Origin of the sequence: Kocuria sp. LUK (genome assembly GCF_021012935.1) — a bacterium.
Classification (GTDB): domain Bacteria; phylum Actinomycetota; class Actinomycetes; order Actinomycetales; family Micrococcaceae; genus Kocuria; species Kocuria flava.
On sequence record NZ_JAJMZI010000005.1, the window covers coordinates 180,990 to 207,132 of the forward strand.

Genomic DNA, 26,143 nt, shown 5'->3' on the forward strand with positions numbered 1-26,143 from the left:
GGGGGTCGGCGGCGGGGGCTACTTGACGAACAGCTCGGCGAGGATGTTCACGCCGTTGAGCAGGGACTGGCCCTTGGACCGCGAGTAGTCGGTGTAGACGATCTGCACCGGGTGCTCGACCCACCGGGGGCGCAGGTCCGCGAGCTGGTTGACGATCTCGGAGGCGTGGGCCATGCGGTTCTGGGTCAGGCGGATCCGGGAGAGCGTGCCGCGGTCGAGGGCGCGCAGCCCGTTGTGGGCGTCGGAGAGGTCCATGCCGGTGGACAGCTTCGAGAAGAACGCCGCCGTGCGCAGCACGAGCCGCTTGAGCGCGGAGACGTTGGTGCGCCGGTCGAGGAACCGGGAGCCCAGCACGACCTCGGCCTCGCCCGAGCGGATCCGCCCCACCATGTCCCAGGCGTCGACCACGCGGTGCTGGCCGTCGGAGTCGAAGGTGACCACGCAGTCCATCTCCGGGTCCTGCAGGGCGTACTCGAAGCCGGTCTGCAGGGCCGCGCCCTGGCCCAGGTTGATGGGGTGCTGGACCACGACGGCGCCGGCCTCGGCGCAGATCCGGGCCGAGTCGTCGGAGGAGCCGTCGTCCACGCACACCACGTGGGGGAAGGTCCTGCGGAGCTCCGCCAGCACCTCTCCCACCACGGCCGCCTCGTTGTACACGGGCATGACGATCCACACGCGACTCACCCGGACATTCTCGCACAGCCGCCGCGCCCGCCCGGCCCGGCGGGACGGGCGCGGGGGCGGACCTATAATCGACCGGACCCTGCCCCCCACCCCCGAGGACGAGACCGTGCCCGCTGCCCGCACGACCCACCCAGGACCGACGTGCTGACGGCGTGGGCGCCCTACGCCCCGGCCCTGCTGCTGCTGCTCGCGGTGCTGTGGCTGCCGGGGCTGGCGCTGCTGTGGGCCTTCGGCCAGCGCGGCGGGCGGATCCTGCTGACCGCCCCGGCCTTCTCCGTCGCCGTCGTCGGCGTCTCCGGGGTGGCCCTGGACCTGCTGGGGATCCGCTACGACCTGCTCTCCCAGGCCGGCGCCGCGCTCGTGCTGGCCGCTGCGGCCTGGCTGGTGGGGCGCGTGCTGCCGCGCGGCGGCCACGCCCCCGCACCGGAGGTCGGCCCGGCAGCGGGTGCCACGGCGGTGGGCGCCCCGGGGGCGGGGACCGGGCCGGATGCGGCTGCGCCGGCCCGCCCGTGGGTGTTCCCGGCCGCGGCCGCCGTCGGCGTCGCCGTCGGGGCGGTCCTGCTGCTGCGGCGCATGGTCTCCGCGATCGGGGAGCCCGAGGCGATGGCCCAGCGCTGGGACAACATCTTCCACCTCAACGCGATCCGCTGGGTCGTGGAGACCGGCAGCGGCTCGACGCTGACGCTCAACCGCATGGTCGACCCCGAGCGGACCGTCGCCCTGTACCCGGCCGCGTGGCACCAGCTGGCGTCGCTGGCCGTGCCCGTCGCCGGCGACAGCGTGCTGGCCGCCCACAACCTCACGCTGCTGGCCGTGGCCGGCGTGGTGTGGCCGGCCTCGTGCGTGTTCCTCACGCGCTGCCTCGTGGGCCCCTCCCCCGTCGCCGCCGTGGTGGCCGGTGCGGCGAGCGCAGGCTTCGGCCTGTTCCCCTACGGGCTCATGGCGTGGGGGCCGCTGTTCCCCAACATCCTCTCCCTCGTGCTGCTGCCGGTCGTGCTGGGTCTGCTCGTGCGCCTGCTCGGCCCGGGCCTGGGCGCCGACCCCACGGCGCGCATCCCGGACGGGCCCGCCCGGCTGCGGACGGCCGCGAGCCTGCTCGTGGCCCTCGGGGCGCTGTTCGTCTCCCAGCCCAACGGCGTCCTGGCCCTGCTCGTCGTGGGCGTGCCCCTGGTCGCCACCGCGTGGGCCCTCGGCCTGCGCGCCGCGGTGCGCGCGGGACGACGACGGCGCACGGCGCTGCTGGCCGTGGCCGCCGTGCTCGCCGCCGCCGTGTGGCTGCTCGTGTGGAACACCCTGACCACGACGTTCTTCTGGGCGCCGTTCACGACGCTGCCGCGCGGGGTCGGCGAGGCGCTGCTGTACGGCACCAACGGCCGCCTGGACGTGCCGTGGGTGCTCGTGGTGCTCACCGGTGCCGGGATCTACGCGGCGGTCGTGCGGCGACGGCTGCGCTGGCTCGTGGTGGCCCACCTGCTGCTGGCCTACCTCTACGCGGTCGCGGCCGCCGGGGAGGACGGGCCCTGGCGCGACTGGCTCACGAGCGGCTGGTACACCGACTCCCACCGGCTGGCGGCGACCCTGCCGCTGACCGCGCTGCCGCTGGCGGCCCTGGGCGCGGAGCACCTGGCCGCGCGCCTGGCCGCCGGCCTCGCCGCCGCGGCCGCCGTGCTGCGCGGGGGACGGGCGGCCGCCCGGCCCGCAGCGGCCGGCCGGGCCCGCCCGGTCGCCTATCCGGTGGCCGCGGTGCTCGTGCTGGCCGTGGCCGTGCCGGTGTCCCAGATGGGCTCGCTGACCCGCACCACGCAGGAGGTCAAGCGCTACTACGCCTGGGACGGGCCCGAGTCGATCCTCGGCCACGACGAGTTCGAGCTGCTGCAGGAGCTCGGCCGGCTCACGGGCCCCGGCGACGTCGTCGCCGTGAACCCCTGGAACGGCGGGTCGCTGGCCTGGGCCGTGGCCGAGCGCCCCGTCACCCAGTACCACGTGGAGGACCCCGAGCCCCCGCTGGACGAGCTGGTGGCGGGCATCGACACGGCCGCCCCGGGCTCCCCCGCGTGCGCGGCCGCCGAGGAGCTGGGCGTGGAGTGGGTCCTGGACTTCGGCACCCAGCTGCTCGTGCCGTGGGCCACCGAGCCCCTCGAGGTCTACTCCGGGGTCACGGCCGTGGACCCCGCGGCGGACCCGGGGCTGGCCCCGGTCGCCCGGGAGGGCGGTGCGGTGCTCTACGAGGTCGTCGGCTGCGACGGTCCCTGAGCCCCGGGCCACCCGGACCACGGAACGGGCCCTCCGGCGCGCGGCGGCGCGGCGGAGGGCCCGTTCCGTCGTCGGCGGGGCTCAGCCGGCGTTCTCGGCGGCGCGGAAGGCGTCGATGACCTCGTCGATGGGCCCGTCGCGGCGGACGCGGCCGTGCTCGATCCACACCCCGCGCGCGCAGACCGTGCGGACCACGTCGAAGTCGTGGCTGACGACCAGCAGCGTCTTGCCCTCCGCCGAGAGCTCCTTGACCCGGCCCAGGCTCTTGCGCTGGAACGGCTCGTCGCCCACGGAGAGGATCTCGTCGATGATGAAGATGTCCGGGTCGGTGAACACGGCGACCGCGAAGGCCAGGCGCAGGTACATCCCCGAGGAGTAGAACTTCACCTCGGTGTCGATGAACTGCTCGATCTCGGAGAAGGCGACGATCCGGTCGAACTTCCGGTCGATCTCCTCCTTGGACATCCCGAGGATCGCGCCGTTGAGGTAGACGTTGTCCCGGCCGGTGAGGTCCGGGTGGAAGCCGGCGCCGACCTCGATCAGCCCGGCCACGCGGCCGTTGACCGCGAGGGAGCCGCCGTCGGGGCTCATCACCCCGGAGACCAGCTTGAGGAAGGTGGACTTCCCGGAGCCGTTGAGGCCCACGAGGGCCACGGACTCCCCCGGCTCGATGCGCACGGAGAGGTCCTCGAGGGCGCGGAAGCGGTTCGAGAGGTCCTGGCGCCGGCCGCGGGCGAGCCACATCACCGTCTCCTTCAGGGAGCGGGCGTGGCGCAGGGCGAACTCCTTGGCCAGGTGCTCCGCGAGCACCGCCGGGCGGGTCGGGTCGGTGCTCATCACAGCTCCTGCGCGAATCGGCCCTCGAGGCGGCGGAAGACGAGCTCGCCCGCGAGCATGATCAGGCCCGTGACGGCCAGGGCCACGGGCGTCCAGAGGGAGAACAGGTGCGGCGGCACCTCGTGCGCGCCGGGGGTGGTGGTCGGCAGCCAGAACGCGGCGTGGGAGAGCTCCACGGCCACGGTCAGCGGGTTGAGCATGAAGCCCGCGAACCACACGGGGCCCAGGACGTCGCGGACCATCGTCCATGCGTAGAGCACCGGGGCGGACCAGGTGCTGACCATGACGATGAGGTCCACGAAGTTCTCGGCGTCGCGGAAGAACACGTTCGCGGCGCCGAAGAGCAGCCCCAGCCCGGTGGCCAGCAGCCCCACGATCAGCAGCGCCCCCGGCACCGCGAGCAGCGACAGCCACGTGGGCGACCAGCCCACGAGCAGGCACGCCAGCAGCATCACCGCCAGCTGCGGCAGCAGGTGGATGCCCGCGACCCACACCGAGGCGACGGGGAACATCTGCCGCGGCAGGTAGATCTTCTTGATCAGGCTCGCGTTGGCCACGACCGAGCGGGCCGCGTTGCCGAAGGCCTCCGAGAAGAAGTTGATCAGGATGATCCCGGAGAACAGGTAGACCGCGAAGTTCTCCATCCCCCGCTCGAGGCCCAGGAAGATGCCCAGCGCGACGTAGAAGACCACGAACTGGATCCCGGGCTTGACGTAGGACCACAGCAGCCCCAGGACGGTGCCCCGGTAGCGGATCTGCAGCTCCTTGTCCACGAGCAGCTTCAGCAGGTAGCGCTGGCGGAAGACCGCCGGCAGGCCCGTCCCGGGGGACGGGTCCCGCACGACCGTGGCAGCGGGCATCAGACGCCGATCTCCGAGTGCTCGCGGAAGGTCTCCTCCCACGCCTCCAGCGACGTGATCGCGGGCAGGGCTTCGCGGTAGCGCCGCGAGAGCTCGGGCCAGCGCAGCACCAGCTGGGCGTGCAGGCGGGCGGACTCCGCCAGCAGGGCGCGGGCGTCCTTCGGGGAGCGCTTGTACCACGTGTAGCCGGTGCCGTCCGAGGCGGTCACCAGGGCGCTGTCGTAGCGGGCGAGCCGCCACCAGCGGGCGTCCTGGTAGGGCAGGTGCACCTGCGGGTGCTCCTGCGCCCCGGCCCCCGGGGACACGGCCAGGTGGCGCACGACCGCGGTGGCCGCCGAGGTCAGCACCTTCAGCCCGTGCGGGGAGGACAGCCGCCGGGTGCGCGCCGGCTTCGCCGGCGCGACCGCGGGGTAGGCGTCCAGGTCCGCCTCGTAGACGGCGTCGGAGTGCTGGGTCATCATCCGGCGCACGTCGCGGATGCGCTGGGGCAGCAGCTCGTGCAGGGCCTCCGGGCCGGCCAGCACGTCGCGCAGGGCGAGCACCCGGGCCTCCTCGGCGAAGTACTGCATCGACAGCACGTGGCGCAGGTCCTTGATGCCGTTGCGGCCCAGGACCTCGCCCCCGCGCTCGAACGGGGAGTGCAGCAGCGCCGCCACGAGCTGGTTGCGCTTGTGGAAGTAGGCCTGCCAGCTGATGGTGTCGTCCTTGTCGGCCCACGCCAGGTGCCACACCGCCACCCCGGGCAGGGACACGGTCCGGTAGCCGGCGGCCTTGGCGCGCACCCCGTACTCGACGTCGTCCCACTTGATGAACACGGGCAGGGCCAGGCCGATCTCGCGGATCACGGAGGTGGGGATCAGGCACATCCACCACGCGTTGTAGTCGACCTCGATGCGCCGGTGCATCCACGGGGTCGCGCGCAGGTTGCTGTGCCGGAAGTCGTGGCCGATCTCCACGCCCTCCCCGGCGGGCCCGTACTGGAAGCTGTACGGGTCCATCTCCTCGCCGAAGTTGTGGATCTTCGTGGGGTTGAGCAGGTCGATCATGTGCCCGCCCACGAGCGTGGGACGCTTGCAGAAGTCGGCGAAGACGCTGATCCGGCGCACGGCCTCGGGCTCGATCTCGACGTCGTCGTCCATCAGCAGCACGTAGTCGGACCCGGCGCGCACGGCCTCGTACATCCCGCGGGCGAAGCCGCCCGCGCCGCCGAGGTTGGCCTGGTCGAGCACCCGCAGCCGCTCCCCGAAGCGCTCCTGCACCTCGCGGAAGCCGGGCTCGTCGACGACCTTCTGGTTGCCCTGGTCCACGATGACGACCTCGCGCACCTGCGGGAGGCGCTCGCGCTGGTCGAACAGCAGCCGGGCGTTGCGCAGGCAGTAGGAGGGCTTGTTCATCGTCGTGATCTGCAGGGTGACGCTGCCCTCGGGGATCCCGGTGCCGTCGGCGAGCCACTCGGCGCCGCGCAGCTCGAGGTCCTCGTCCGCGGCGGTGAGGTCGAACCAGTACCAGCCGCCGTCGGCGAAGGCCTTCAGGGGCAGCACGGCCTCCGTGGTGTGCTCCGCGCCGGCGACCTCGTGCACGGACACGGGCACGGACTCGCCGCGGGCGTTGGAGCCGTAGACGCTCACGGTGCCGCGCCCGGTGGTGCGCACCCGCAGCACGACCTCCCGCACGTGGGTGTTGTGCCGCCAGTAGCTGGCCGGGAACGCGTTGAAGTAGGTGGCGAAGGACACGGTCGCCCGGGCGTGGACCCGCAGCCGGTGCCGGTCCAGGATCGCCAGCGCGTCGGTGGCCGCGGTCTCGGAGGCCACGTTGACCACGATCGGGGAGCTCTTGCGCGCGCCGTCCTCCGGCTGGACCGCCGCACCGGTGTCGGCGCGGGTGTCCATGTACAGGGGCTGGGTGGCCAGGCGGTCCTTGGCGGGCAGCACGACCTCCTGCAGCACGCGCAGGGCGCCCGCCCCGCTCTCGTCCGTGGTCCGGGCCGCCGTCTCGGTCGTCGTGCTCACGCGTCCACTCCCCCGCTCTCGATGGTGGCCCCGCCGGTGAAGTGGGGGGCGATCTTGTTGTCGACCATGGACAGCGCCGCGCCGATGGCCATGTGCATGTCCAGGTACTTGTAGGTGCCGAGCCGGCCGCCGAACAGGACCTTGTCCTCGCCGCGGGCGAGGTTGCGGTACTTCAGCAGCTTCTCGCGGTCCACCGGGGTGTTGACCGGATAGTAGGGCTCGTCGCCCTTCTCGGCGAAGCGGGAGAACTCCCGCATGATCACCGTGGCGTCCTTGGTGTAGTCGCGCTCGGGGTGGAAGTGGCGGAACTCGAGGATCCGGGTGAAGTCCACGTCCGGGTCGGGGTAGTTGATCACGGGCGCGCCCTGGAAGTCCTCGATCGGGAGGACCTCCTGCTCAAGGTCGATCGTCCGCCACGACAGGTCGCCCTCGGCGTAGTCGAAGTAGCGGTCCACGGGGCCCGTGTAGACCACGGGCACCTGCCCGGAGACGGCCGCGCGCGAGTACTCGTGCCCGTCGTCGAAGAAGTCGGTGTCGAGGCGGACGTCGATCTTGGGGTGGTCCGCCATGCGCTCGAGCCACGCCGTGTAGCCGTCCACCGGCAGGCCCTCGTACTTGTCGTTGAAGTACCGGTTGTCGTAGGTCCAGCGCACGGGCAGGCGGTTGATGATCGAGGCCGGCAGGTCCTTCGGGTCGGTCTGCCACTGCTTGCCCGTGTAGTGCTTGATGAACGCCTCGTAGAGGGGGCGGCCGATGAGCTGGATGCCCTTGTCGTTGAGGTTCTGCGGATCGGTGCCGGCGAGCTCGCCCGCCTGCTCCTGGATCAGCGCCCGTGCCTCGGCCGGCGAGTACGCCGCCCGGAAGAACTGGTTGATGGTGCCGAGGTTGATCGGCATCGGGAAGATCTCGCCGTGGTGGCGCGTGTAGACCCGGTGCACGTAGTCGGTGAAGCCGGTGAAGCGGTTGACGTAGTCCCAGACCCGCTCGTTGGAGGTGTGGAAGAGGTGGGCGCCGTAGCGGTGGACCTCGATCCCCGTGCTCGCCTCCCGCTCCGAGTAGGCGTTGCCCCCGATGTGGGAGCGCCGGTCGATGAGGGCCACGTCGAGGCCCAGCTCGGTGGCGGCCCTCTCGGCCACGGTCAGGCCGAAGAGGCCCGACCCGACGACGACGAGATCTGCGTTCACGGACTAGCTCCTGGGGGTCGGGGTCGTGGGGCGGCCCGGGAGGGACCCGGGCGCGGGGGACGGCGCGGGCGCCCCGGGCGGGGACTGCACACCAAAGTACCTGATCACCGCTGCAGCCCCCGGAGCAGCCAGCGGGCGGCGAGGCGCCCGGAGGCCGCGAGGGAGGCGTGCTCGGCCGCCCACGCGGAGCGCTCGCGGCGCAACCGGTCGTTCTCCTCGGCGCGCGCCGGGTCGGCGGCGCGGTCGAGGGCCTCGATCATGGCCGCGGCCACCGCGTGCGGGTCGTGGTCGACGACCGCGCCCAGGCCGTTGCGCTCGACGAGCTCCGCGGCCACCCCGGCGCCGGCGTAGATCACGGGCGTCCCGCACGCGGCGGCGGCGTAGATCTTGGTGGGCTTGGTGAAGTCGTAGCCGATGCCGGGGATCACGGCCCCCAGGGCCGCCACGGCCCCGCGGGTCCAGGCGGCGGTCTCCTCGGCGGGGCGCAGCCCCTCGAACACCACGCTGCCCGGGGCCAGCCGGCGGGCGACCTCCTCGACGCGCTCGATGTCGGAGCCCCGCCCGAGGAAGCGCAGCCGCGCCTCCGGGTGGACGGCGAGCACCTCGGGCAGGGCGCGCACGAGCACGTCCGCGCCCTGCCACTCCGACATGGACCCGGCGTAGACGAAGTACGGGGCCCCGGGCTCGGCCACGGGGCCGTCGGGGCGGAACACGTCGGTGTCGATGCCGTTCTCCGCGACGAGGATCTTCTCCCGGTCGACCCCGGTGACGGCCCGCAGCTCCTCGCCCATGGCCTCCGAGACGGTGAGCACGCCGGCGGCGCGCCGGGCGGCGAGGGTCTCCATGAGGCGCATGGCCCGCTTCAGCAGCGGGGAGACGTCCATCTTCTCCGTGGCCGTGGTCCAGATGTCGGGGGCGTACCAGACGTAGGGTCGGCGGCGCAGCCAGGAGGAGACGAGCACGGCCAGCCCTGTCGTGGGCGGCGGCTCGCTGACCACGAGATCCGCGCGCGTGACGAGCAGGCGCAGCAGGACGGGCAGGTCGAAGCTGAGGTAGGGCACGATCCCGCGCACGTAGTCGTAGCGGTCGCGCAGCACCGGCCAGCGCCGCACCGCGTAGGGCTCGGGCTCGACGGTCGCCGACGCCGGCGGGCGCGTGGTGAGCACGACGACCTCGGCGCCCTGCTCGGTCAGCCCGCGCGCGAGCGCGCGCAGGCGGAAGGAGGCCGCCGCGGGCTCGGGGGCGAAGATGCGGCTGACGATGACGATGCGGCGCGAGGGCACGGGACCACCTGTTCGGGGGAGCTTCGGGGACGCGTCGGGGCGGGCGCGACGACGACGGGGCCGACCGCGGCGGTACAACTGTACTGCCCGGTCCCCGCCGGTGCGGCTCAGCGCACGGTGCGGCTGGTCCAGGCCAGCACGGCGGGCCGGAACAGCAGCAGGAGCACGACCGCCGCCGGGAGGGCGAGCGCCAGTCCGGCCGCCCACTGCCCGCCCTGCAGCAGGGGCACGCCGAGCACGAGGAGGAACAGCTGGACCACGAGGGCCGCGGCGCGGGGCCACCGGTAGCCCCGCCACAGGCCGCGGGCGACCCGGTGCAGCCACAGGGCCCCGGCGAGGGCCACCACGAGCAGGAACACCGTGCCGCCCACCGTCAGCGGCTCCTCGGCGACCAGCGACCACAGCAGCCGCGCTCCCGCGAGCGCGAGGGCGAGGGCCTCGAGCAGCACGACGGCGGCGAGGACGGTGACGGCCCGCGGGCGGGGGCCCGGGGGCGTCGGGGCGGCCGTGGGGGTCACGGGGGTCTCCTTCGTGCGGGGTGTTCGTGCGGGGCGGGGGCGTCCGGGGCCACCCCGGACGCCGGGAGCCCGGCCTGCGGGGGCGGGCCGGAGCGGGTCGGCAGGCGGCGGCGCCCGCCGGCCCGCGGTGTGAGGAAGACCTCACGGACGGGGGTGTGACAGGCGCCGCAGATCCCTTGTTCACCGGTCGTTCACGTGCCAGAGTAGACGTCAGTTCTCCACAAGGCCCGTGCGAAATGGGCCTTTTCTCTTGTCCCGGACCCTGTGCAGCAGGACGCTCCGCCCTGCCCCGGGACCCGTCCTCGAAAGGAGCGATCGTCGACCATGGATTGGCGTAGTCGCGCTGCATGCCTGGAGAAGGATCCCGAGCTGTTCTTCCCCGTGGGCAACACCGGTCCTGCTCTCCTCCAGATCGAGGAGGCCAAGGCCGTCTGCCGGTCCTGCCCGGTGATGGACACCTGCCTCCAGTGGGCCCTCGAGTCCGGCCAGGACGCCGGCGTCTGGGGCGGGATGAGCGAGGACGAGCGCCGCGCGCTCAAGCGCCGCGCCGCCCGCGCCCGCCGCGCCTCCTGAGCACGGCACCCCCGACACGGCGCCGCTGAGCGGCGCCGGCGGCCGAGGACCGGGACCCCGCGGGGTCCCGGTCCTCGGCCGTTGCCGTCACGGCTCCTCGAGGCGCACGGAGACGGTCACCTCGGTGCCGCCGCCCTCCCGCGGGGCCCAGCGGATCGTGCCGTCGAGCTCGCTCGCGACCAGGGTCCGGACGATCTGCATGCCCAGGCCCTCGCCGGGGCCGGCCTGCCGGAACGCGGCGGCCCCGGACTCCTCGACGACGGGCCGGTCCATCCCGGCCCCGTCGTCGCTGACCACGACCTCCAGACGGGGTCCGCCGTCCTCCGTCCCCGGCGTGCGCCGGGCCTCGAGGGTGACCGTGCCGGGGCGCCGGCCGAGGCCGTGCTCGACGGCGTTGGTCACGAGCTCGTTGATCACCAGCGCCAGCGGGGTCGCCAGCCGGGCGGGCAGCTCCCCGAACTCCCCGATCATGCGGGTGCGCACGGACTGCTCCGGGGCGGCGACCTCGGCGGCGAGCCGGAACTGCCGCTCGATGAGCTCGTCGAAGTCGACGTTCTGGGTGAAGCCCTGCGAGAGGGTCTCGTGCACGAGGGCGATGGTCGCCACCCGGCGCATCGCCTGCTCGAGCCCGTGCCGGGCCTCGGGGGTGGTCATCCGCCGGGCCTGGAGCCGGAGCAGGGCCGAGACGGTCTGCAGGTTGTTCTTCACCCGGTGGTGGATCTCCCGCACGGTCGCCTCCTGCGAGACGAGGTCGAGGTCGCGCCGGCGCAGCTCCGTGACGTCCCGGCACAGCAGCAGGGCCCCGAAGCGGCTCGAGCGGTCCTTCAGGGGCACGGAGCGGAAGGAGATGCTCGCCCGGCTGCCCGAGACCTCCGTGCGCCACGGCATCCGGCCGGTCAGCACGGGCGCCAGGGTCTCGTCCGGGACGGACCCCGCCCCCAGCGCGGGCGGGACGAGGTCCATCAGACGCTCCCCGACCAGCTCGCCGTCGATGCCCAGCCGGCGCAGGGACGAGTCCGCGTTGGGCGAGACGTAGACCACGCGGTCGTCGGCGTCGAGGCGGATCGCCCCGTCCCCGACGCGGGGGGCGCCGCGGCGCGAGCCCGTGGGCGCGGAGAAGTCCGGCCACAGCCCCTCGTTGGCCATGCGCAGCAGCAGGTCGGCGGTCTCCCGGTAGACCAGCTCCTGGCGGGTGGCCTCCTCCCCGGCCCGGCGCCGGGTGTGCACGGTGAGCACGGCCAGCGTGCGTCCGTTGCGCACCAGCGGCACCGCCGTGACCTGGCGGGCGCCCTCGCCGCGTCCGGCCCCGGCGCGCAGCGTGTCCGGGCGGCGGGCGACCCACGCCGCGCGCAGCGGCCCGGACAGCTCCGCCGGCAGCAGCTCCCCCACGAGGTCCTGGTGGAAGACGGTGGGGCCGGTCAGCGGGCGCACGTGGGCCAGGACCTCGAAGGCGCTGCCGGGGGCCGGCATGCCGCGGCCGTTGCCGCTGCCGGCCGCCGGGATGTAGTCCACCGGGAAGCTGAGGACCAGGTCGGCGAAGCCCAGGTCGGAGACGAGCTGCCAGTCGCCCACGAGCAGGTGGAGCCACTCGTAGTCCCCCGGCCCGAAGTCCTCGCTGCGCCTGAGCGGTTCGGTGAACGCCACGTCGCCTCCGGTTCTGCTCGGGCGGGCCGGCACGGTGCCGCCCCGGGATCAGCGGCGCATCCGGCCCCGGATCCTCCGCCCCAGCGTAGTCCCGCCCGCCGGCACGGGCTGCTCCGCCGGGTCGCCGTCGCCGAGGACGCGGCCGGCCGCCCCGCGCAGGGCCCCGCGCACCGGGGCGCCCGGGGCGCTCTCGGCCAGGACGGCGCCCGCCAGCAGCGCCTCGTCGAGCGCGCCGGGGTCCCAGGGCAGGAACAGCTCGGGGGCGCCGCCGGGGCCGTAGCGGGCCCAGGCCTCGTGCACGGCGAGCTCGGGGTCGCGCCCCGCGGCCGCCCGGCGCACCTTGTTGACCACCACGAGCAGCCGGGCCTGCGGGGCGGCCGCGACCGCCTCCGGGAGGGCCTTCAGCAGCCGGGGGATCCCGACGGTGTCCGCGGCGCCCACCGCGACGACGACGTCGGCCCGCTCGAGCACCGTCAGGGCCGCGGCGTGCCGGCGGGGCGCGAGGGTGTCGAAGCTGAGCTCCTCGTCGGCCTCGAGGGCGAAGCCGCAGTCCACGACCGTGGCGGCGTACTCCCGGGCCGAGGCCTCGAGCACCGTCGCGACGGCCCCGGAGCGCAGCTCGGGCCAGCGGTCCTGGCGGGTCAGACCGGTGAGCACCCCCAGGGTGCGCCCGGCGACCGCCACGTCGGCGACCGTGCGGCGCAGCGCGGCCCCGTCGAGGCGTCCCTGCTCGGCCAGCCGGCAGGCCTGGGCCAGCCCGGCCGCCTCGTCGAGCATGCCCAGCGAGGCCGCGACCGACGGGCCGTAGGTGTCGGCGTCCAGCAGGACCGTCTCCTGCCCGAGCAGCGCGAGCTCCGCCGCGAGGTTGACGGCCACCGTGGTGCGCCCGGGGGCGCCCGTGGGGCCCCACACGGCAACCACCGGGCCGCGCGGACCGGTCGGTGCCGGCGGCTCCGCCGCGTCCTCGCCGGCCGTGGCCGCCGCCCCGTCCGGGACCGTGCCTGCGGCCGCGCCCACCTCGGCGTAGCCGGCCGTCCCGGGGGCCCGCGCACCGTCGGCGACGGCCGTCTCCACCAGCCGGGCCGTCTCCTCCGGGCCCGCGGCCTCGGGCACGACGACGGCGCCCAGGGAGGCGAGGCGGCGGGCGTCGTGGCCCTCGAGCACCAGCAGCACGGCCCCGCCCAGCCGCAGCTGCTCGGCCAGGCTCGCGGTGAGCTCCTCGGCGCCCTCGGCCACGAGCACGGCCCGCGCCAGGCCCGTCCGGCCGGCGGCGAGCAGCTCGGCGAGGTCCAGGCAGCGCCGCACGACCGTCACGGTCCCGTGCAGCCGTTCGAGCCCGTCCACGAGCGGCCAGGTGGACACGCCCAGGGTGATCAGGGGCAGGCTCACGGGGCCCGTCCCGCCGGGTTCCACACGAGCGTGACCCGGGCGTCATTGCCGAGGGCGTCCACGAGCTCCTCCATCGGCCCGTCCTCCACGAGCACGTGCACGACCGTGCCGCGGCCCGCGCCGAGCGCGGTCTGCTCGGCCTCCACGGAGGCGATCTCGGCGGCGGGCAGCAGCAGCCGGGCGGGCTCGAAGCCGCGCCCGGACCGCTGCGGGTCGGCCACCCACACGTCGACCCGGGACCCGGGGCCGGCCTCGTCCGGCAGCGGGTGGTCCACGGCGATGCCCACCGGCTTGCGGTCGAGCCGGTCGGCGTCGGCCAGCGCGGTGCGGGGCAGCAGCTCGCCGCCGGCGATGCGCTGGACGGCGACGGTGCCGGGGTCCGGGGCCGAGGCCGCCGGCAGGTAGCGCTCGGCGGAGTCCTGCAGCCGCACGTCGACGGCCACCACGTCCTCAGCCGTGACCTCCTGGCCCACCGCGATGTCCCGGGCGGCGGCCCAGTAGGGCTCCGTGCGGTTGGTGACGGCCACGACCGCCGCGACCCCGGCGACGGACAGCAGCACCAGCAGCAGGCCGGTGAGCAGCCTCGGGTCCCGCCAGGCGGGCCGCCGGAACCGAGCGCCTCCCGAGTGCGTGCCCCCGACCGTCGCGCTCATCCGCCGCCCGCCTCCCGTGCTCCGCCGTCGTCTCCCGGCGCACCCCCGGCGCGCACGTCGCCCACATTCTGCACGGACCCGGCCGGGCCCGGAACCGGCCGGTGCACAACTGGGGACAGCGCCGTCGTCCCGCGCCCACCGCGCGCGGCACGCCCGCCGCGCGCGGTGCAGGGGCGCGGCCGCTGTGGACGGGACCCCCGCGGGGGCGTTCGGTGGCAGACTGGGAGCCGGAGTGCACCCACGGACAAGGAGGCGGGAAATGACGCAGCAGCGCTTCCTGACCTTGGCGGACGTCGCCGAGATCCTCAACGTCTCGGCCTCGCAGGCCCGCGCGCTCGTGCGCAGCGGGGAGCTGCCCGCCATCCAGGTCGGCGGCCGCGGGCAGTGGCGGGTCGAGAAGGTCAAGCTCGAGGAGTACATTACCCGCGGTTACGAACGCACAGCCGAGGCCGTGCGCGCGGGCTCGCTGGACTGAGCCGCCGGCCCCTCACTCCCCCGGGGCCGAGGACACGCACGCCAGGGCCGCGAACGGCAGGCTCCGCACCGCGCGCACGCTCCCGCGCCGCCGCCAGTCCTCGCCGGGGTGCAGGGCGAGGTCGGCGAAGTCGGCGCCCACCGCGTCGAGGGTGCCGTCGAGCACGCCGGACGGACCGGCCCCGGCGAGCCGCACGCGCACGCGGGCCCGCGCCCGGGCCAGCGTGCGCAGGGCGTGGCCGAGGCCCAGGCGCAGGGCGAGCACGTCGTCGCCCGGCGCCCACCGGCGCCCCGGCAGCTCCCACCACACCGGGGCGTCCAGGGGCACGAGGTGCTCCGCGTCCCGCTCGGCGAGCTGGACCCATCCCGCCCCCAGGGACGCGACCCGCCCCGCGACGGGGGCCCCGTCCGCCAGCAGGGCCCGCACGGGCTCCCCGTGGCACGCGCGCAGCCGGTCGGCGAGCAGCACCCGGGAGTACTCGGCCCGGGCCTGCTCCGCGGCCTCCGCCTCGAGCGCCTGCTGACCGGCGGCGGCCAGCTGGGCCTCCATGTCGGCGAACAGCTCGTCCCAGCGCACCGCGGTCCTCCTCGTCCCTCGCGTCCCCGCGCAGCCCGTCGCGGAGCCGCTCACGCTAGGCGGGGCCCCCGGAGCCGTCAAGGGCCGCGGGCGTCGCGGAGCCGCTCGTGCCACGCGGCCGTCGAGGACCGTCCACGGACCCGGCCGCGGGTCTTTACACCCCGGCGCAGGCGGTGGTAGCAATGCACCACGACGCAAAACGCGTCAAACAGCGTCAAACAGCGTCAAATAGCGTCAAACGGCATCGAACAGCATCACAGAGCCGGCGACGGCACAGCGGTCCCCGTGGACCCGCCGCTCCCGCCCGTCGGCCCGATCGGGGGACCAGATGACCGGCACGGACCGCCCTGCACGGACGGGACCCGCACACGCCCGTGGCCCGGGAGCATCCGGGACACCGGTTCCCTGGTGGCCGGTGCTCGCGGCGCCGGTGCTCGGCACGGGACTCGCGGGGTGCGCCGCGGTGCTGCTCGGCGCGGGCCCCGCCCACGGCCCGCGGGGAGCGGGGACGCTCCTGGGTCTGGCGGCGGCCGCGGCAGGGTGCCTGCTGGTGCTCGCGTGGGCGGTCGCCGCGGCGCTCGCCCTGCTCGCCGTGGTGGCCCACCACCGCCGCTGGGAGCGCACCGGCCGGGTGTGCCGGCGGCTCTCCCCGGCGCTGCTGCGCCGGGCGGCGGTCGCGGTGCTGGGCCTGCAGCTGGTCGTGGTCCCGGCCGCCCGGGCGGACACCGGGCCCTCCCCCTTCTGGCCCGAGCCCACCCCCTCCGCCGGCCGCACGGCCGGGGAGACCGCACCGCCCGGATCCGGGACGGACTCCCCCGCCGGGAGCACGGCGGGGACCGCCGCACCGGAGGACGTGTCCGGCCCCCCGCCGGGCGGGCGCCCGGACACCGGCCCGCCGCCGGAGCCGGGCCCCGGCGGGTCCCGGGCGGGCGGGTCCCCGGACGGCGCCCCACCGTCGGGCTCGGGTCCCGACGCCCCGGATCCCGGTGCGGGCGAGGGGCCCGGGAGCGCCCCGCGGGACCGGCAGGCCGGGGACGCCCCGCAGCAGCCGCACGAGAGCCCCGGCTCCGCCGCCGACGGCGCCCGCGGGCCGCAGCAGCCGGGCCGGGAGCGCCCGGCACCCGGACCCGCCGCCGGGGACCTCGCGGCCCGGACGGTCGACGGGCGCGTGACGGTCCGGCGCGGGGACAGCCTGTGGTCCCTCGCCGCGGCCGCGCTCGGCCCCGGCGCCACCGACGCCGAGATCGCCCGCGCCTGGCCCCGCTGGCACGCCCTCAACCGCGCCGTCCTCGGCGACGACCCCGACCGCCTGCTGCCCGGTCAGCAGCTCGAGGTCCCCGCCGGCCCGCCGTGCCGAGCCCCGTGAACCGCTGCCCTCCCTTCGCCCGAGTCCCAGGAGACGTCATGAGCACCACCGCAGGCTCCGATCCCGCCGCCCCGACCGTCCCGGCCCCGCGGCCGCCCGTGCCGGCCCGTGCGCCCGCGGCCTCCGGCCGGTCCGGACCGCCCACGGCGCCGGGCGGCTACCGCTGGGGCGCGGCGCGCACCGTCACGGCGGGGCCCGGGGACGAGCAGTCCCGCGTCACGGCACTGGCGCGCTCGATCGGCCAGGCCGCCGTGGAGGTGCTCGGCGGCAGCCGACCCGCGGCCCAGCTGGCGCGCTGGACGACACCGGAGATCGTGCAACGCTTCCAGCTGCGCGCCGAGATGCTGCGGCTGCTCCAGGAGCAGTTCGAGAACAAGCCGCAGCTGCAGGAGCTCCACCGCAACCCGCACGTGCGCCGGTGCCGGGCCTGCCGGGTGCGCCCCGGCGTCTACGAGGTGGCCCTCGTCGTCGACGAGCCGCGGCGGGCCCGTGCGGTCGCCCTGCGGGTCGAGCGCCTCGGCCGCGGCTGGTGCGTCACCGAGCTCGAGGTCGGCTGAGCCCCGGGCGATCGGGGCGCACAGGACGCCGCCGGCCCCGGGCGAACAGACGGGCACCCGCCGGCAACCGCAGGCCGCCCCGCCGCCCTGCGGCGGCCTCCGCGGCCCCGCGGGACGCTGCCGTGGATCCCGGCCACGACCCCCGCGGCCCCGCGGAGCACCCCCGCAGGTCCCGGCGGCATCCCGTCCGGGCCCGCCCGGACGGGACCGGCCTCAGGCCCCGCGGGTGCCCTCGTCGAGCGGAACCCTCCGCCCGGTCAGGACTCGGCGCCGCCGGCCCGGGCGCGGGCGCGCCGGCCGGCGCGGTTGGGGGCGGCCTCGGCGCCCGGCGACCCGTCCGGGCGCTCGCCGTCCGCGCCGGAGGGGGCCGGCTCCACGTGGGTCTCCGTGCCGCCCGTCTCGTCGGGCGCGGAGTACTGCAGGAACTTCGGCTGGCGCGGGATCTGCAGGTCGACCGCCCCGCCGGCGCCGGCGCGCTGGCGCCGGATCTCCATCCGGAACAGGGTGCTCACGGTCTCCTCGCGGATGGCCTCCATCATCGCCTGGAACATCGCGTAGCCCTCCCGCTGGTACTCCACGAGCGGGTCGCGCTGGGCCATGGCGCGCAGGCCGATGCCCTCCTTGAGGTAGTCCATCTCGTAGAGGTGCTCGGGCCACTTGCGCCCGATCACCGACAGCAGGACGCGGCGCTCGAGGTTGCGCATCGCCTCGCTGCCGGCCTCCTCCTCCCGCTGGGCGTAGACGACCCGCGCGTCGGAGAGGATCTGCTCGCGCAGGAACTCCGCCGTGAGCCGGGTCCGCCCGCCGGCCTCCTCGACGACCTCGTCGACGGTGAGGGTCACCGGGTAGACCATGCGCAGGGCCTCCCACAGGTCCTCGAGGTCCCAGTCCTCGGGGTGGCCCGCCGAGGTGCGCTCCTGGATGGTCGAGGTGAGCACCTCCTCCACGAACTGGGCGATCTGCTCGTGCAGGTCGTCGCCCTCGAGCACCCGGCGCCGGTCCCGGTAGACCGCTTCGCGCTGGCGGTTGAGCACGTCGTCGTACTTGAGCACGTTCTTGCGCTGCTCGGCGTTGCGGCCCTCCACCTGGCTCTGGGCCGAGGCGATGGCCCGCGAGACGATCTTGTGCTCCAGGGCGGTGTCGTCGGGCGCACCCGCCATCAGCCGCTGCGCGGCACCGGCGTTGAACAGGCGCATCAGGTCGTCGGCGAGGGAGAGGTAGAACCGCGACTCCCCCGGGTCCCCCTGGCGCCCGGAGCGCCCGCGCAGCTGGTTGTCGATGCGCCGGGACTCGTGGCGCTCGGTGCCCAGGACGTAGAGCCCGCCGAGGCCGACGACCTCCTCGTGGGCGGCCTTCGTCTCCTCCTCGGCCCGGGCGAGGACCTCCGGCCAGACGCGCTCGTACTCCTCGGCGTCGCGCACCGGGTCCAGGCCGCGCTCGCGCATGCGCTCGACGGCGTTGAACTCGGCGTTGCCGCCGAGCATGATGTCGGTGCCGCGCCCGGCCATGTTCGTCGCGACCGTCACGGCGCCCCGGCGCCCGGCCTGGGCGACGATGGCCGCCTCGCGGGCGTGGTTCTTCGCGTTGAGCACCTCGTGGCGGACCCCGCGCTGCGCCAGCAGCTTGGAGAGGTACTCGCTCTTCTCGACCGAGACCGTGCCCACGAGCACCGGCTGGCCCTTGCGGTGGCGCTCCTCGATGTCCTTGACCACCGCGGCGAACTTCGCGACCTCGTTCTTGTAGACCAGGTCGGGGCGGTCGATGCGGGCCAGGGGCTTGTTGGTGGGAATCGCCACGACGCCGAGCCCGTAGGTGTTCATGAACTCCGCGGCCTCGGTCTCCGCGGTGCCGGTCATGCCCGCGAGCTTGTCGTAGAGGCGGAAGTAGTTCTGGAGGGTCACGGTGGCGAGGGTCTGGTTCTCGGCCTTGATCTCGACCTGCTCCTTGGCCTCGATGGCCTGGTGCATGCCCTCGTTGTAGCGCCGGCCGGCGAGGATGCGCCCGGTGTGCTCGTCGACGATCATGACCTCGCCCTTGAGCACCACGTAGTCCTTGTTGGCGCGGAAGAGCTCCTTGGCCTTGATCGCGTTGTTGAGGAAGCCGATCAGCGGGGTGTTCTGGGGCTCGTAGAGGTTCTCGATCCCGAGCCAGTCCTCGACCTTCTCGATCCCGGGCTCGAGCACGCCGACGGTGCGCTTCTTCTCGTCGACCTCGTAGTCGGTCCCCGGCACGAGCCGCTGGGCGAGACGGGCGAACTCGGTGTACCAGCGGTTGGCCTCCCCGGAGGCGGGCCCCGAGATGATCAGCGGGGTGCGGGCCTCGTCGATGAGGATCGAGTCGACCTCGTCGACGACCGCGAAGTGGTGCCCCCGCTGGACGAGCTCCTCCGGGGACCACGCCATGTTGTCGCGCAGGTAGTCGAAGCCGAACTCGTTGTTCGTCCCGTAGGTGATGTCCGCCGCGTACTGCGCCCGGCGGGTGGCGGGGTCCTGGTTGGCGAGGATCACCCCCGTCTCCATGCCGAGGAAGCGGTAGACGCGGCCCATGAGGTTCGCCTGGTACTCGGCCAGGTAGTCGTTGACCGTCACCACGTGCACGCCCTTGCCCGTGAGGGCGTTGAGGTAGGCCGGGGCCGTGGCCACGAGCGTCTTGCCCTCACCGGTCTTCATCTCGGCGATGTTGCCCAGGTGCAGGGCGGCCCCGCCCATGAGCTGGACGTCGTAGTGGCGCTGGCCGAGGGTGCGGGAGGCCGCCTCGCGCACCACGGCGAAGGCCTCCGGCAGCAGCCGGTCCAGGGACTCGCCGTCGGCCACGCGCGCGCGGAACGCGTCGGTCTCCGCACGCAGCTCGGCGTCGCTGAGCTCCCGGAAGCTGTCCTCGAGGCTGTTGACGGCATCCGTGTAGGACCGCAGCCTCGACAGGACCTTCTTGTCCCCGGTCCTGAGGACCTTCTCCAGGATTGACGCCACGTGCAAGCTCCTCGGTGTCTCGTCGGCCGCACCGGAAGAGTTGGGGGTTCCGGCGCCGTCCTCCAGTCTACGGGAGGGGCCCCGGGCGCGGACGAGCCCGGCGGGCCGTGCCGCCGGGCTCGTCCGGCGCCGGGTCCGTCCCGGGCGCCGAAGGGTGTGCGGGAGGGTCAGCGCGCGGGCTCGGGCTGGTAGGCCCGCACGCTCTCCTCGGCCTCCTCGCCGTCCGGGCTGAGGCTGATCACGCCGTAGCTCCAGCCCTTGCGGCGGTAGACGGCGGAGGGTTCGCCGGTCTCCCGGTCGACGAACAGGAAGAAGTCGTGGCCGACGAGCTCCATGCGGTCCACGGCCTCGTCGACGCTCAGCTCGTCGGCGGGGAAGCGCTTGCGGCGGATCTCGACGGGGGTGACGGCGTCGGTGAGGCTGACGCTCTGGTCGAACGCGGCGGTCTCCGCCGCCGCGAGCTCCTCGGGGGTGGAGTAGATGGGGCCGGAACTCGGGACCACGGGCAGGGTGCCGGTGGCCTCGTGGACTGCCGTGGGGCGGTGCTGCCCGCGGTGCACCTTGCGACGGTCCCGGGCGCGGCGCAGCCGCTCCAGGAGCTTGCCGTAGGCCTCGTCGAAGGCCGCGAACTTGTCGTCGTTGCGCGCCTCGGCCCGCAGGACCGGACCGCGACCCGTCACGGTGATCTCGACGCCCATGCCCTGGTGGCCGGGCAGGTCGTGCTCCTTGGTGACCTTGACATCAATGCGCTGGACCTTGTTGCCCAGCTCCTCGAACTTGACGACCTTCTCGGCGGCGTACTCCTTGAACCGCTCCGGTACGACGACGTTGCGCCCCATGACGTTCAGTTCCATGATGCCCTCCAGTTCTTCGGGGGTGACGTGGGCGGACGGGCCGCCCACCCGGGAGGTCGTGTTGCGTCCCGTGACTCAACGTTAGTCGAATCACACCCGGGGGTCACCCGGCCGGCGGCGTGGCGGGAGCCGAATCAGCGGTCGGCGGAACCGCCGGTGCGCGCACCGCCGCGAGCACCGCCGCGCCCACGACCACCGCCCCGGAGGCGGCCAGCGCGCGCCGGGCCTCGGCCAGCGTCGCCCCGGTCGTGAGGACGTCGTCGACGACGACGCACCGCCGCCCCGCTGCCCCCGCCGCGCGCATCGTGCCCGCCGGGCGCGTGCGGCGGGCCGCGGCCCCGAGCCGCTTCTGCGCGGGTCCCGCCGGCGCTCCCCGGTGCCGGAGCGCACGGGCCACGACCGTGCCGGCGGGCAGGACCCCGCGGCGTCCGGCCTCGTCCAGGAGCACGGCGACGGGGTCGAACCAGCGCCGGCGCAGGGCCGCCGGCGCGGTGGGCACGGGGACGAGCAGGACCGGGCGCCCGTCCGCGGCGGGCGCCTCCCACTGTGCGGCGCCCGTGTGCAGGGCGGTGGCCAGGCAGGCCGCCAGCACGGGTCCCAGGTCGGTGCGCCCGCCGTTCTTGAAGGCGAGCAGGCACGCGGCCAGCTCGTGGCCGTAGCGCCCCGCGGCCACGACCGGCAGCGGGGGCTCCAGCAGGGGTGCGGCGGCGGAGACCTCGCAGGGGCGCGCGCAGGAGCGGCGCAGCCGGGCGCGGCAGCCCCGGCACAGCGGGACCCCCGGGGCGCGGCACACGGCGCACTCGACCGGTACGAGCACCTCGGCGACCTCGGCCAGGCGGCGGAGGGCGCGGGCGGCGGTGCGGTCGAGGGCGGCGGGGTCCGGGGGCACGGGCCCATCCTCGCCGGCACCGGCGCCCCGCGCACCCCGCCCGCCGCGCCTGTGGAGGACCGGTGGTCGGGGCCGGGAGCCGAGGGCTGCCGGTCCCGCCGAGTCGGGGCGGGACCGCGCCCGGGCCGGCGGGGCCGTGCCCGCCCACCGGCCGCGGGGCGAGGTCCGGTGCCGGCGGCGGGACCGCGCCCCGTCGTCGTCCCCCGCCGGCCCCGGCCGGGACGCTCAGCCGGCGAAGGCGGGGTCGCGCACCTCGTCGTCCTGGGGGGCCCAGGCGCTGCCCGTGAGCATGTGCAGCGTGCCGTCGGCCAGCGCGTAGACCGCGGAGGGGCCGTTGCCGGCGCTGAGCCCGGTCAGCCCGCCGATGGCGGGCAGCTCCTCGTACTGTCCCGAGACGTCGTAGATCCGGGGCCGCACGGGGTCGGCGCCGCCCAGCGGGGCGGCGACGAACTCGCGGTCGCTCAGCCACAGGGCGATGTCGGCGTCGACGTCGGCGGCCACCCGGTACGGCTCGTTGAGCCGGCGGGGCGTGCCGTCGCCATCGCGCACGATCCCGGCGAGCCACAGCTGCGAGACGCCGTCCTGCTGGGTGACCACGAGCGCGCGGGTGCCGCCGCGGGAGACGCGCAGGGAGGTCACGGTGCGCGCCGCGAGCCACTGCGCCTCGACCCGCACGGGCTCCCCGCCGCGGGCCGGGGCCCGCACGGCCCGGACCGTCCCGGCGGAGTCGGCGGTCCACACCCAGCCGTGCTCGTCGAAGCTGGGCCGGGTCAGGCCCGTCCCGCTGTAGCGCTCCGCGGGCTGCTCGCCGCGGGCGAGGGTGACCAGCGAGCCGTCGGCGCCGTCGACGACGGCGAAGTGCTCGGCGGCCGCGTCCATCGCCGGCAGGGACGGCTGGAGCGCGTCGAGGGCGGGCAGACCGGGGACGGGCTCCGTCTGACCGCCCTGGTAGAAGACGAGCTGCCGGTCGACCAGCCCGACCTGGCGGGAGGGGACGGTGACCTCGTCGGCGAGCTCCGGCTCACCCCGTGCGGCGCCGAGCTCGACGGGGGCGCCGTCGACGACCAGCTCGACGGAGTCGACGGACTCCAGCTGGGCGAGGCTGAGCAGCAGCTGCTCGTGCATCCTGCGGTTGACCTCGATGTCGGCCGGGTCGAAGTCCGGCACGCTCAGCTCCACGGTCGCCGTGCCGTCCTGCACGGGCACCGCCGAGCCGGCGAGGGTCGTGCCGGTCGGGAAGGAGGTGCTCACGGCGCCGCGCAGGTAGGCCGCGGGGCCGTTGAGCAGGGCCCGGACGATCGACGTCGACACCGGGGTGCGCTCCGGGAACCAGCGCGGGTCGACCACCGCGTTGGACAGGTCGGGGTCGGCGAAGTAGAGCTCGTGGGGCTCGAAGATGTCCTCGAAGTCCGAGGGGGTCAGCAGCGTGGCGTCGGGGGCCTCGGCGATCCGCCACTGCCCGTCCACCTGGACGACCTCGAAGTCGAGCACCTCGGTGGAGCCGGCGGGCTTGCGCTCCATGACGCCGGTGGCGCTGACGACGGCGGAGACCTCGACGTTGAGCCGGTACTGGCCGTCCTCGAGCCGGGGCACGAGCGAGGGCTCGCCCCGGTGCACGAGCGTGCGCGCGTCCGGGTGCCAGGTGGCGGCCAGCTCGGGGGTCAGGTACTCGCGGGCCACCGAGTAGTCGTCGGCGACCCCGGTGCCGGCCGCGAGGAAGCCCTCCACGACCTGCTCCGGGCCGGCCCCCGGCACGGGCCCGGCGGGGTCCACGAGGTAGGTGGGGCGGGCCTCGGTGGCCGTGGGGCTGGGCTCCGCGTGGCGGTGCACCGGCCCGGAGCGGGGTATGGCGCCGCATCCGGTGACGACCACCCCGAGCACCAGGGCCGTCGCCGCGGCCCCGGTCCTCGCCCGCCGGGCGGCCCGGCCGCTGCGGGCCGTCACGGCCGCGGCCCCGCGGGACCGTCCGCGCGCACCGGAGCCTGCGGCCCCGCACCACCGGGTGCCGCACCACCGGGTGGCGGGGCGCCGGGCGCCTGTGCGGGCCGGCCGGCGGCGGGCTCCTCCGGGGCGGGCGCAGCGGTCTGCGGGCCGGACGCCGGCACCGGGTCCGCCGCGGGCGGTTCCCCGGCACGGTCCCCGGCCGCCGCGCCGTCCGGTCCCGTCCCGGGCCCGGCGGGCTCCGCGGGGCCCGGGACGAGCACGAGCGTGCCCGTCGGGGTGGTCCCGGCGCGCTCCGGCAGCTCCGCGGCGGCCGGGGGCAGCGGCAGCGGGCTGGGGTCCTCCGGTCCCAGGCGGCGGCCCTGCACGCGCGGCAGCGTCAGCCGGAAGCACGCCCCCTCCCCCGGCGCACCCCACACGTCGAGGCGCCCGCCGTGCAGGCGCGTGTCCTCGGTGGCGATCGCCAGCCCGAGCCCGGTGCCGCCGGTCGTGCGGGCCCGGGCGGGGTCGGCGCGCCAGAAGCGGTTGAACACCTTCTCGGCCTCCTCCTCGGTCATGCCGATGCCGTGGTCGCGCACTGCGACGGCCACCACCGCGTCCGCCTCGGCGACGACCACCTCGACCGGCCGGCCCTCGCCGTGCTCGAGGGCGTTGACCACGAGGTTGCGCAGGATCCGCTCGAGCCGCCGCGGGTCGCCCTGGACCGTGCAGCGGGTCAGGCCCGAGCGCACGGTGATCACCGACCCGGAGGACACGGCGAGCGGGGCGGCGGCCTCGACGACGTCCTGGATCACGGAGAACAGCTCCACGTTGGCGACCTCGAGGCGGGCCGCGCCGGCGTCGAAGCGGGAGATCTCGAGCAGGTCCGCGAGGAGGGCGTCGAAGCGGTCGACCTGGTGGTAGAGCAGCTCCGCGGAGCGGCGGTTGACGGGGTCGAAGTCCTCGCGGGCGTTGAAGAGCACCTCCGCGGCCATCCGCACGGTCGTCAGCGGGGTGCGCAGCTCGTGGGAGACGTCGGAGACGAAGGTCTGCTGCATCGAGGACAGGTGCTCGAGCTGGACGATCTGCTCCTGCAGGCTGTCGGCCATGCGGTTGAAGGAGCGGGCCAGGCGGGCGACCTCGTGGGCGCCGCTCACGGGCATGCGCACGCCCAGGTCGCCCTCGGCCAGCAGCTCGGCGACCCGGGCGGTGCTCGTCACGGGCCGGACCACCTCGCGGGTCACGTACCACACGATCGCCCCGACGAGCAGCAGCAGCACCACCACGGACAGCAGCAGCACCGCGTGCATGGCGTCCAGGGTGCGCTGCGGGTCGGAGAAGTCGTAGACGAGGTAGAGCCCGTAGCGGGCGTTCTGCTGCAGCTCCACCACGGTGCCCACGACGATGACCGGGACCTCGTCCCCGTTCTCGCTCATCGGCACGGAGGCGGGCTGCCAGTACACGCCGTCCTGGGCGGCCAGCCGCTCCTGCAGCTCCGGGGGCACCGTGCTGGAGGTCATCCAGGGGCTCTGGCTCTGGGCGGGGATCAGGGCCTGGCCGCTGGTGTAGTCCATCGGCACGAGGATCCACCGCCGCTGGGCGTCCGAGCCGTCGGTGGACAGCGCCCCCAGGGTCGAGGCGGCCAGGGCCTGCAGCTCGTCGCGGTCGGCGGCGTCGGAGGCGTCGAAGCTGGCCTGGACGTCCTCGAAGTCCGCGCTCGCCCCGGCCAGCACCTGCTCGAGCCGGTCGCTGAAGAGGCGGTCGGCGATCTGGTGGGACAGGAAGCTGCCGGTGACGAAGAACGCCAGGGCGGTCAGCGACAGCGCGACGGCGAGCGCCCGGAACTGCAGGGACTGCCGCCAGCGGCGGGCCACCAGCGTCCGGCCCAGGCGCAGCCGCCGGCCCAGGCGACCGGATGCGCTCCGCCGGGTGCGGGCGGCCTCCGGTGCGGTCATCGGGGGGTCGGGCCCGCCTTGTAGCCGACCCCGCGCACCGTCACGACGATCTCCGGGTTCTCCGGGTCCTTCTCGACCTTGGCGCGCAGGCGCTGCACGTGCACGTTGACCAGCCGGGTGTCGGCGGCGTGCTGGTAGCCCCAGACGTCGCGCAGCAGCATCTCGCGGGAGAAGACCTGGTGCGGGGCGCGGGCGAGCGCGGTGAGCAGGTCGAACTCCAGCGGGGTGAGGTTGATCTCGTGGTCGCCGCGCCGGACGCTGTGGCCGGTGACGTCGATGGTGACGTCGCCGATGCGCAGCTCCGCGGCGTTGGCGCGCTCGACGGGCCGCAGGCGGGCCCTGACGCGGGCGACGAGCTCGGCGGGCTTGAAGGGCTTGGGGACGTAGTCGTCGGCGCCGGCCTCGAGACCGCGCACGACGTCGACGGTGTCGGACTTGGCGGTGAGCATGACCACGGGCACGTCGGAGACGGCGCGGATCTCGCGGCAGACCTGGATGCCGTCCTTGCCCGGGAGCATCAGGTCGAGCAGCAGCAGGTCGGGCTCCACCGCCCGGAAGGTCTCCACGGCGGTGGCGCCGTCGTAGCAGAAGACCGGCTCGAAGCCCTCGGAGGTCAGGACGATCCCGATCATCTCGGACAGGGCGGCGTCGTCGTCGACGACCAGGATTCGCGCGTTCATCGCCTCTCCGCTGGT

General features: G+C 75.2%; 22 protein-coding genes. 5 read left to right on the forward strand and 17 right to left on the reverse strand.

The genetic code is table 11. The features are described 5' to 3' along the window. Nucleotides 1-18: 18 nt before the first annotated feature. The gene (locus LQU92_RS10830) at nt 19-684 is read right to left on the reverse strand and encodes a glycosyltransferase family 2 protein (RefSeq protein WP_230780662.1); all 666 of its coding nucleotides are present in this window, start codon (nt 682-684) and stop codon (nt 19-21) included. 141 nt (nt 685-825) lie between these two features. On the opposite strand from LQU92_RS10830, the gene LQU92_RS10835 reads away from it, so the two are divergent. Continuing rightward, nucleotides 826-2,937 (forward strand): DUF6541 family protein, encoded by a 2,112-nt coding sequence (locus tag LQU92_RS10835; RefSeq protein ID WP_230780667.1) that lies wholly within the window; start codon nt 826-828, stop codon nt 2,935-2,937. Between the two features lie 81 nt (nt 2,938-3,018). Here the strand turns inward: LQU92_RS10835 and LQU92_RS10840 are convergent, their stop codons facing one another. The 6 genes from LQU92_RS10840 to LQU92_RS10865 form a co-directional block, all read right to left on the reverse strand. Continuing rightward, the gene (locus LQU92_RS10840; RefSeq protein ID WP_101852031.1) at nt 3,019-3,774 is read right to left on the reverse strand and encodes an ABC transporter ATP-binding protein; all 756 of its coding nucleotides are present in this window, start codon (nt 3,772-3,774) and stop codon (nt 3,019-3,021) included. Continuing rightward, nucleotides 3,774-4,634: an ABC transporter permease gene (locus LQU92_RS10845; protein ID WP_058859208.1), complete on the reverse strand. Its 861-nt coding sequence runs from the start codon at nt 4,632-4,634 to the stop codon at nt 3,774-3,776. Before LQU92_RS10845 ends, LQU92_RS10840 begins: the two co-directional genes overlap by 1 nt. Next, nucleotides 4,634-6,643: a glycosyltransferase gene (locus LQU92_RS10850; RefSeq protein WP_230780670.1), complete on the reverse strand. Its 2,010-nt coding sequence runs from the start codon at nt 6,641-6,643 to the stop codon at nt 4,634-4,636. Before LQU92_RS10850 ends, LQU92_RS10845 begins: the two co-directional genes overlap by 1 nt. Beyond that, nucleotides 6,640-7,827, reverse strand: a complete 1,188-nt coding sequence (glf, locus tag LQU92_RS10855) for a UDP-galactopyranose mutase (RefSeq protein WP_230780673.1) — start codon at nt 7,825-7,827, stop codon at nt 6,640-6,642. Before glf ends, LQU92_RS10850 begins: the two co-directional genes overlap by 4 nt. A gap of 104 nt (nt 7,828-7,931) precedes the next feature. Then, entirely contained in the window at nt 7,932-9,110 is a 1,179-nt protein-coding gene (locus tag LQU92_RS10860; protein ID WP_230780676.1) for a glycosyltransferase family 4 protein, read from the reverse strand. Between the two features lie 107 nt (nt 9,111-9,217). After that, the gene (locus LQU92_RS10865) at nt 9,218-9,628 is read right to left on the reverse strand and encodes a hypothetical protein (protein ID WP_058859212.1); all 411 of its coding nucleotides are present in this window, start codon (nt 9,626-9,628) and stop codon (nt 9,218-9,220) included. Between the two features lie 324 nt (nt 9,629-9,952). On the opposite strand from LQU92_RS10865, the gene LQU92_RS10870 reads away from it, so the two are divergent. Beyond that, nucleotides 9,953-10,201, forward strand: a complete 249-nt coding sequence (locus LQU92_RS10870) for a WhiB family transcriptional regulator (RefSeq protein WP_017833636.1) — start codon at nt 9,953-9,955, stop codon at nt 10,199-10,201. A gap of 87 nt (nt 10,202-10,288) precedes the next feature. Here LQU92_RS10870 and LQU92_RS10875 read toward each other — a convergent pair whose 3' ends face one another. Genes LQU92_RS10875 through LQU92_RS10885 form a run of 3 tightly spaced genes read right to left on the reverse strand, consistent with a single transcriptional unit; the run spans nt 10,289 to nt 13,887 of the window. Beyond that, nucleotides 10,289-11,845, reverse strand: a complete 1,557-nt coding sequence (locus tag LQU92_RS10875; protein ID WP_230780677.1) for a sensor histidine kinase — start codon at nt 11,843-11,845, stop codon at nt 10,289-10,291. A 48-nt stretch (nt 11,846-11,893) separates the two neighbouring features. Continuing rightward, complete coding sequence (locus LQU92_RS10880; RefSeq protein ID WP_230780679.1) at nt 11,894-13,234, reverse strand: P-loop NTPase; 1,341 nt, start codon at nt 13,232-13,234, stop codon at nt 11,894-11,896. Beyond that, the gene (locus LQU92_RS10885) at nt 13,231-13,887 is read right to left on the reverse strand and encodes a hypothetical protein (RefSeq protein WP_101852027.1); all 657 of its coding nucleotides are present in this window, start codon (nt 13,885-13,887) and stop codon (nt 13,231-13,233) included. Before LQU92_RS10885 ends, LQU92_RS10880 begins: the two co-directional genes overlap by 4 nt. A 259-nt stretch (nt 13,888-14,146) precedes the next feature. On the opposite strand from LQU92_RS10885, the gene LQU92_RS10890 reads away from it, so the two are divergent. Continuing rightward, nucleotides 14,147-14,362, forward strand: a complete 216-nt coding sequence (locus LQU92_RS10890; RefSeq protein ID WP_058859215.1) for a helix-turn-helix domain-containing protein — start codon at nt 14,147-14,149, stop codon at nt 14,360-14,362. 12 nt (nt 14,363-14,374) lie between these two features. Here the strand turns inward: LQU92_RS10890 and LQU92_RS10895 are convergent, their stop codons facing one another. Continuing rightward, nucleotides 14,375-14,938 carry a hypothetical protein gene (locus LQU92_RS10895; RefSeq protein WP_230780681.1) on the reverse strand — a complete coding sequence of 188 codons (564 nt, stop codon included), beginning with the start codon at nt 14,936-14,938 and terminating at the stop codon, nt 14,375-14,377. 415 nt (nt 14,939-15,353) lie between these two features. Between LQU92_RS10895 and LQU92_RS10900 the strand changes: the two genes are divergently transcribed. Together LQU92_RS10900 and LQU92_RS10905 are read left to right on the forward strand one after the other, a co-directional pair. Then, nucleotides 15,354-16,304 carry a LysM domain-containing protein gene (locus tag LQU92_RS10900; RefSeq protein WP_230780683.1) on the forward strand — a complete coding sequence of 317 codons (951 nt, stop codon included), beginning with the start codon at nt 15,354-15,356 and terminating at the stop codon, nt 16,302-16,304. 38 nt (nt 16,305-16,342) lie between these two features. Next, entirely contained in the window at nt 16,343-16,861 is a 519-nt protein-coding gene (locus tag LQU92_RS10905) for an Rv3235 family protein (protein WP_219588421.1), read from the forward strand. A 257-nt stretch (nt 16,862-17,118) separates the two neighbouring features. On the opposite strand, the gene secA is transcribed toward LQU92_RS10905, so the two are convergent. From secA to mtrA, 6 genes are all read right to left on the reverse strand, one after another. Next, on the reverse strand, nt 17,119-19,830 hold the full coding sequence (gene secA, locus LQU92_RS10910; protein WP_230780685.1) for a preprotein translocase subunit SecA: 2,712 nt from the start codon (nt 19,828-19,830) through the stop codon (nt 17,119-17,121). A gap of 167 nt (nt 19,831-19,997) precedes the next feature. Beyond that, on the reverse strand, nt 19,998-20,684 hold the full coding sequence (gene hpf / locus LQU92_RS10915) for a ribosome hibernation-promoting factor, HPF/YfiA family (protein WP_083529594.1): 687 nt from the start codon (nt 20,682-20,684) through the stop codon (nt 19,998-20,000). 103 nt (nt 20,685-20,787) lie between these two features. Further along, nucleotides 20,788-21,573, reverse strand: coding sequence for a phosphoribosyltransferase family protein (locus tag LQU92_RS10920; RefSeq protein WP_308071623.1), 786 nt, complete (start codon nt 21,571-21,573; stop codon nt 20,788-20,790). A 225-nt stretch (nt 21,574-21,798) separates the two neighbouring features. Then, a complete protein-coding gene (locus LQU92_RS10930) occupies nt 21,799-23,517 on the reverse strand; it encodes an LpqB family beta-propeller domain-containing protein (RefSeq protein WP_230780687.1) in 1,719 nt (572 codons plus the stop codon). After that, nucleotides 23,514-25,448: an MtrAB system histidine kinase MtrB gene (mtrB, locus tag LQU92_RS10935; protein WP_230780691.1), complete on the reverse strand. Its 1,935-nt coding sequence runs from the start codon at nt 25,446-25,448 to the stop codon at nt 23,514-23,516. The genes LQU92_RS10930 and mtrB overlap by 4 nt, the downstream gene beginning before the upstream one ends. Further along, complete coding sequence (mtrA, locus tag LQU92_RS10940) at nt 25,445-26,128, reverse strand: MtrAB system response regulator MtrA (protein WP_058859220.1); 684 nt, start codon at nt 26,126-26,128, stop codon at nt 25,445-25,447. Before mtrA ends, mtrB begins: the two co-directional genes overlap by 4 nt. Nucleotides 26,129-26,143: the final 15 nt, after the last annotated feature.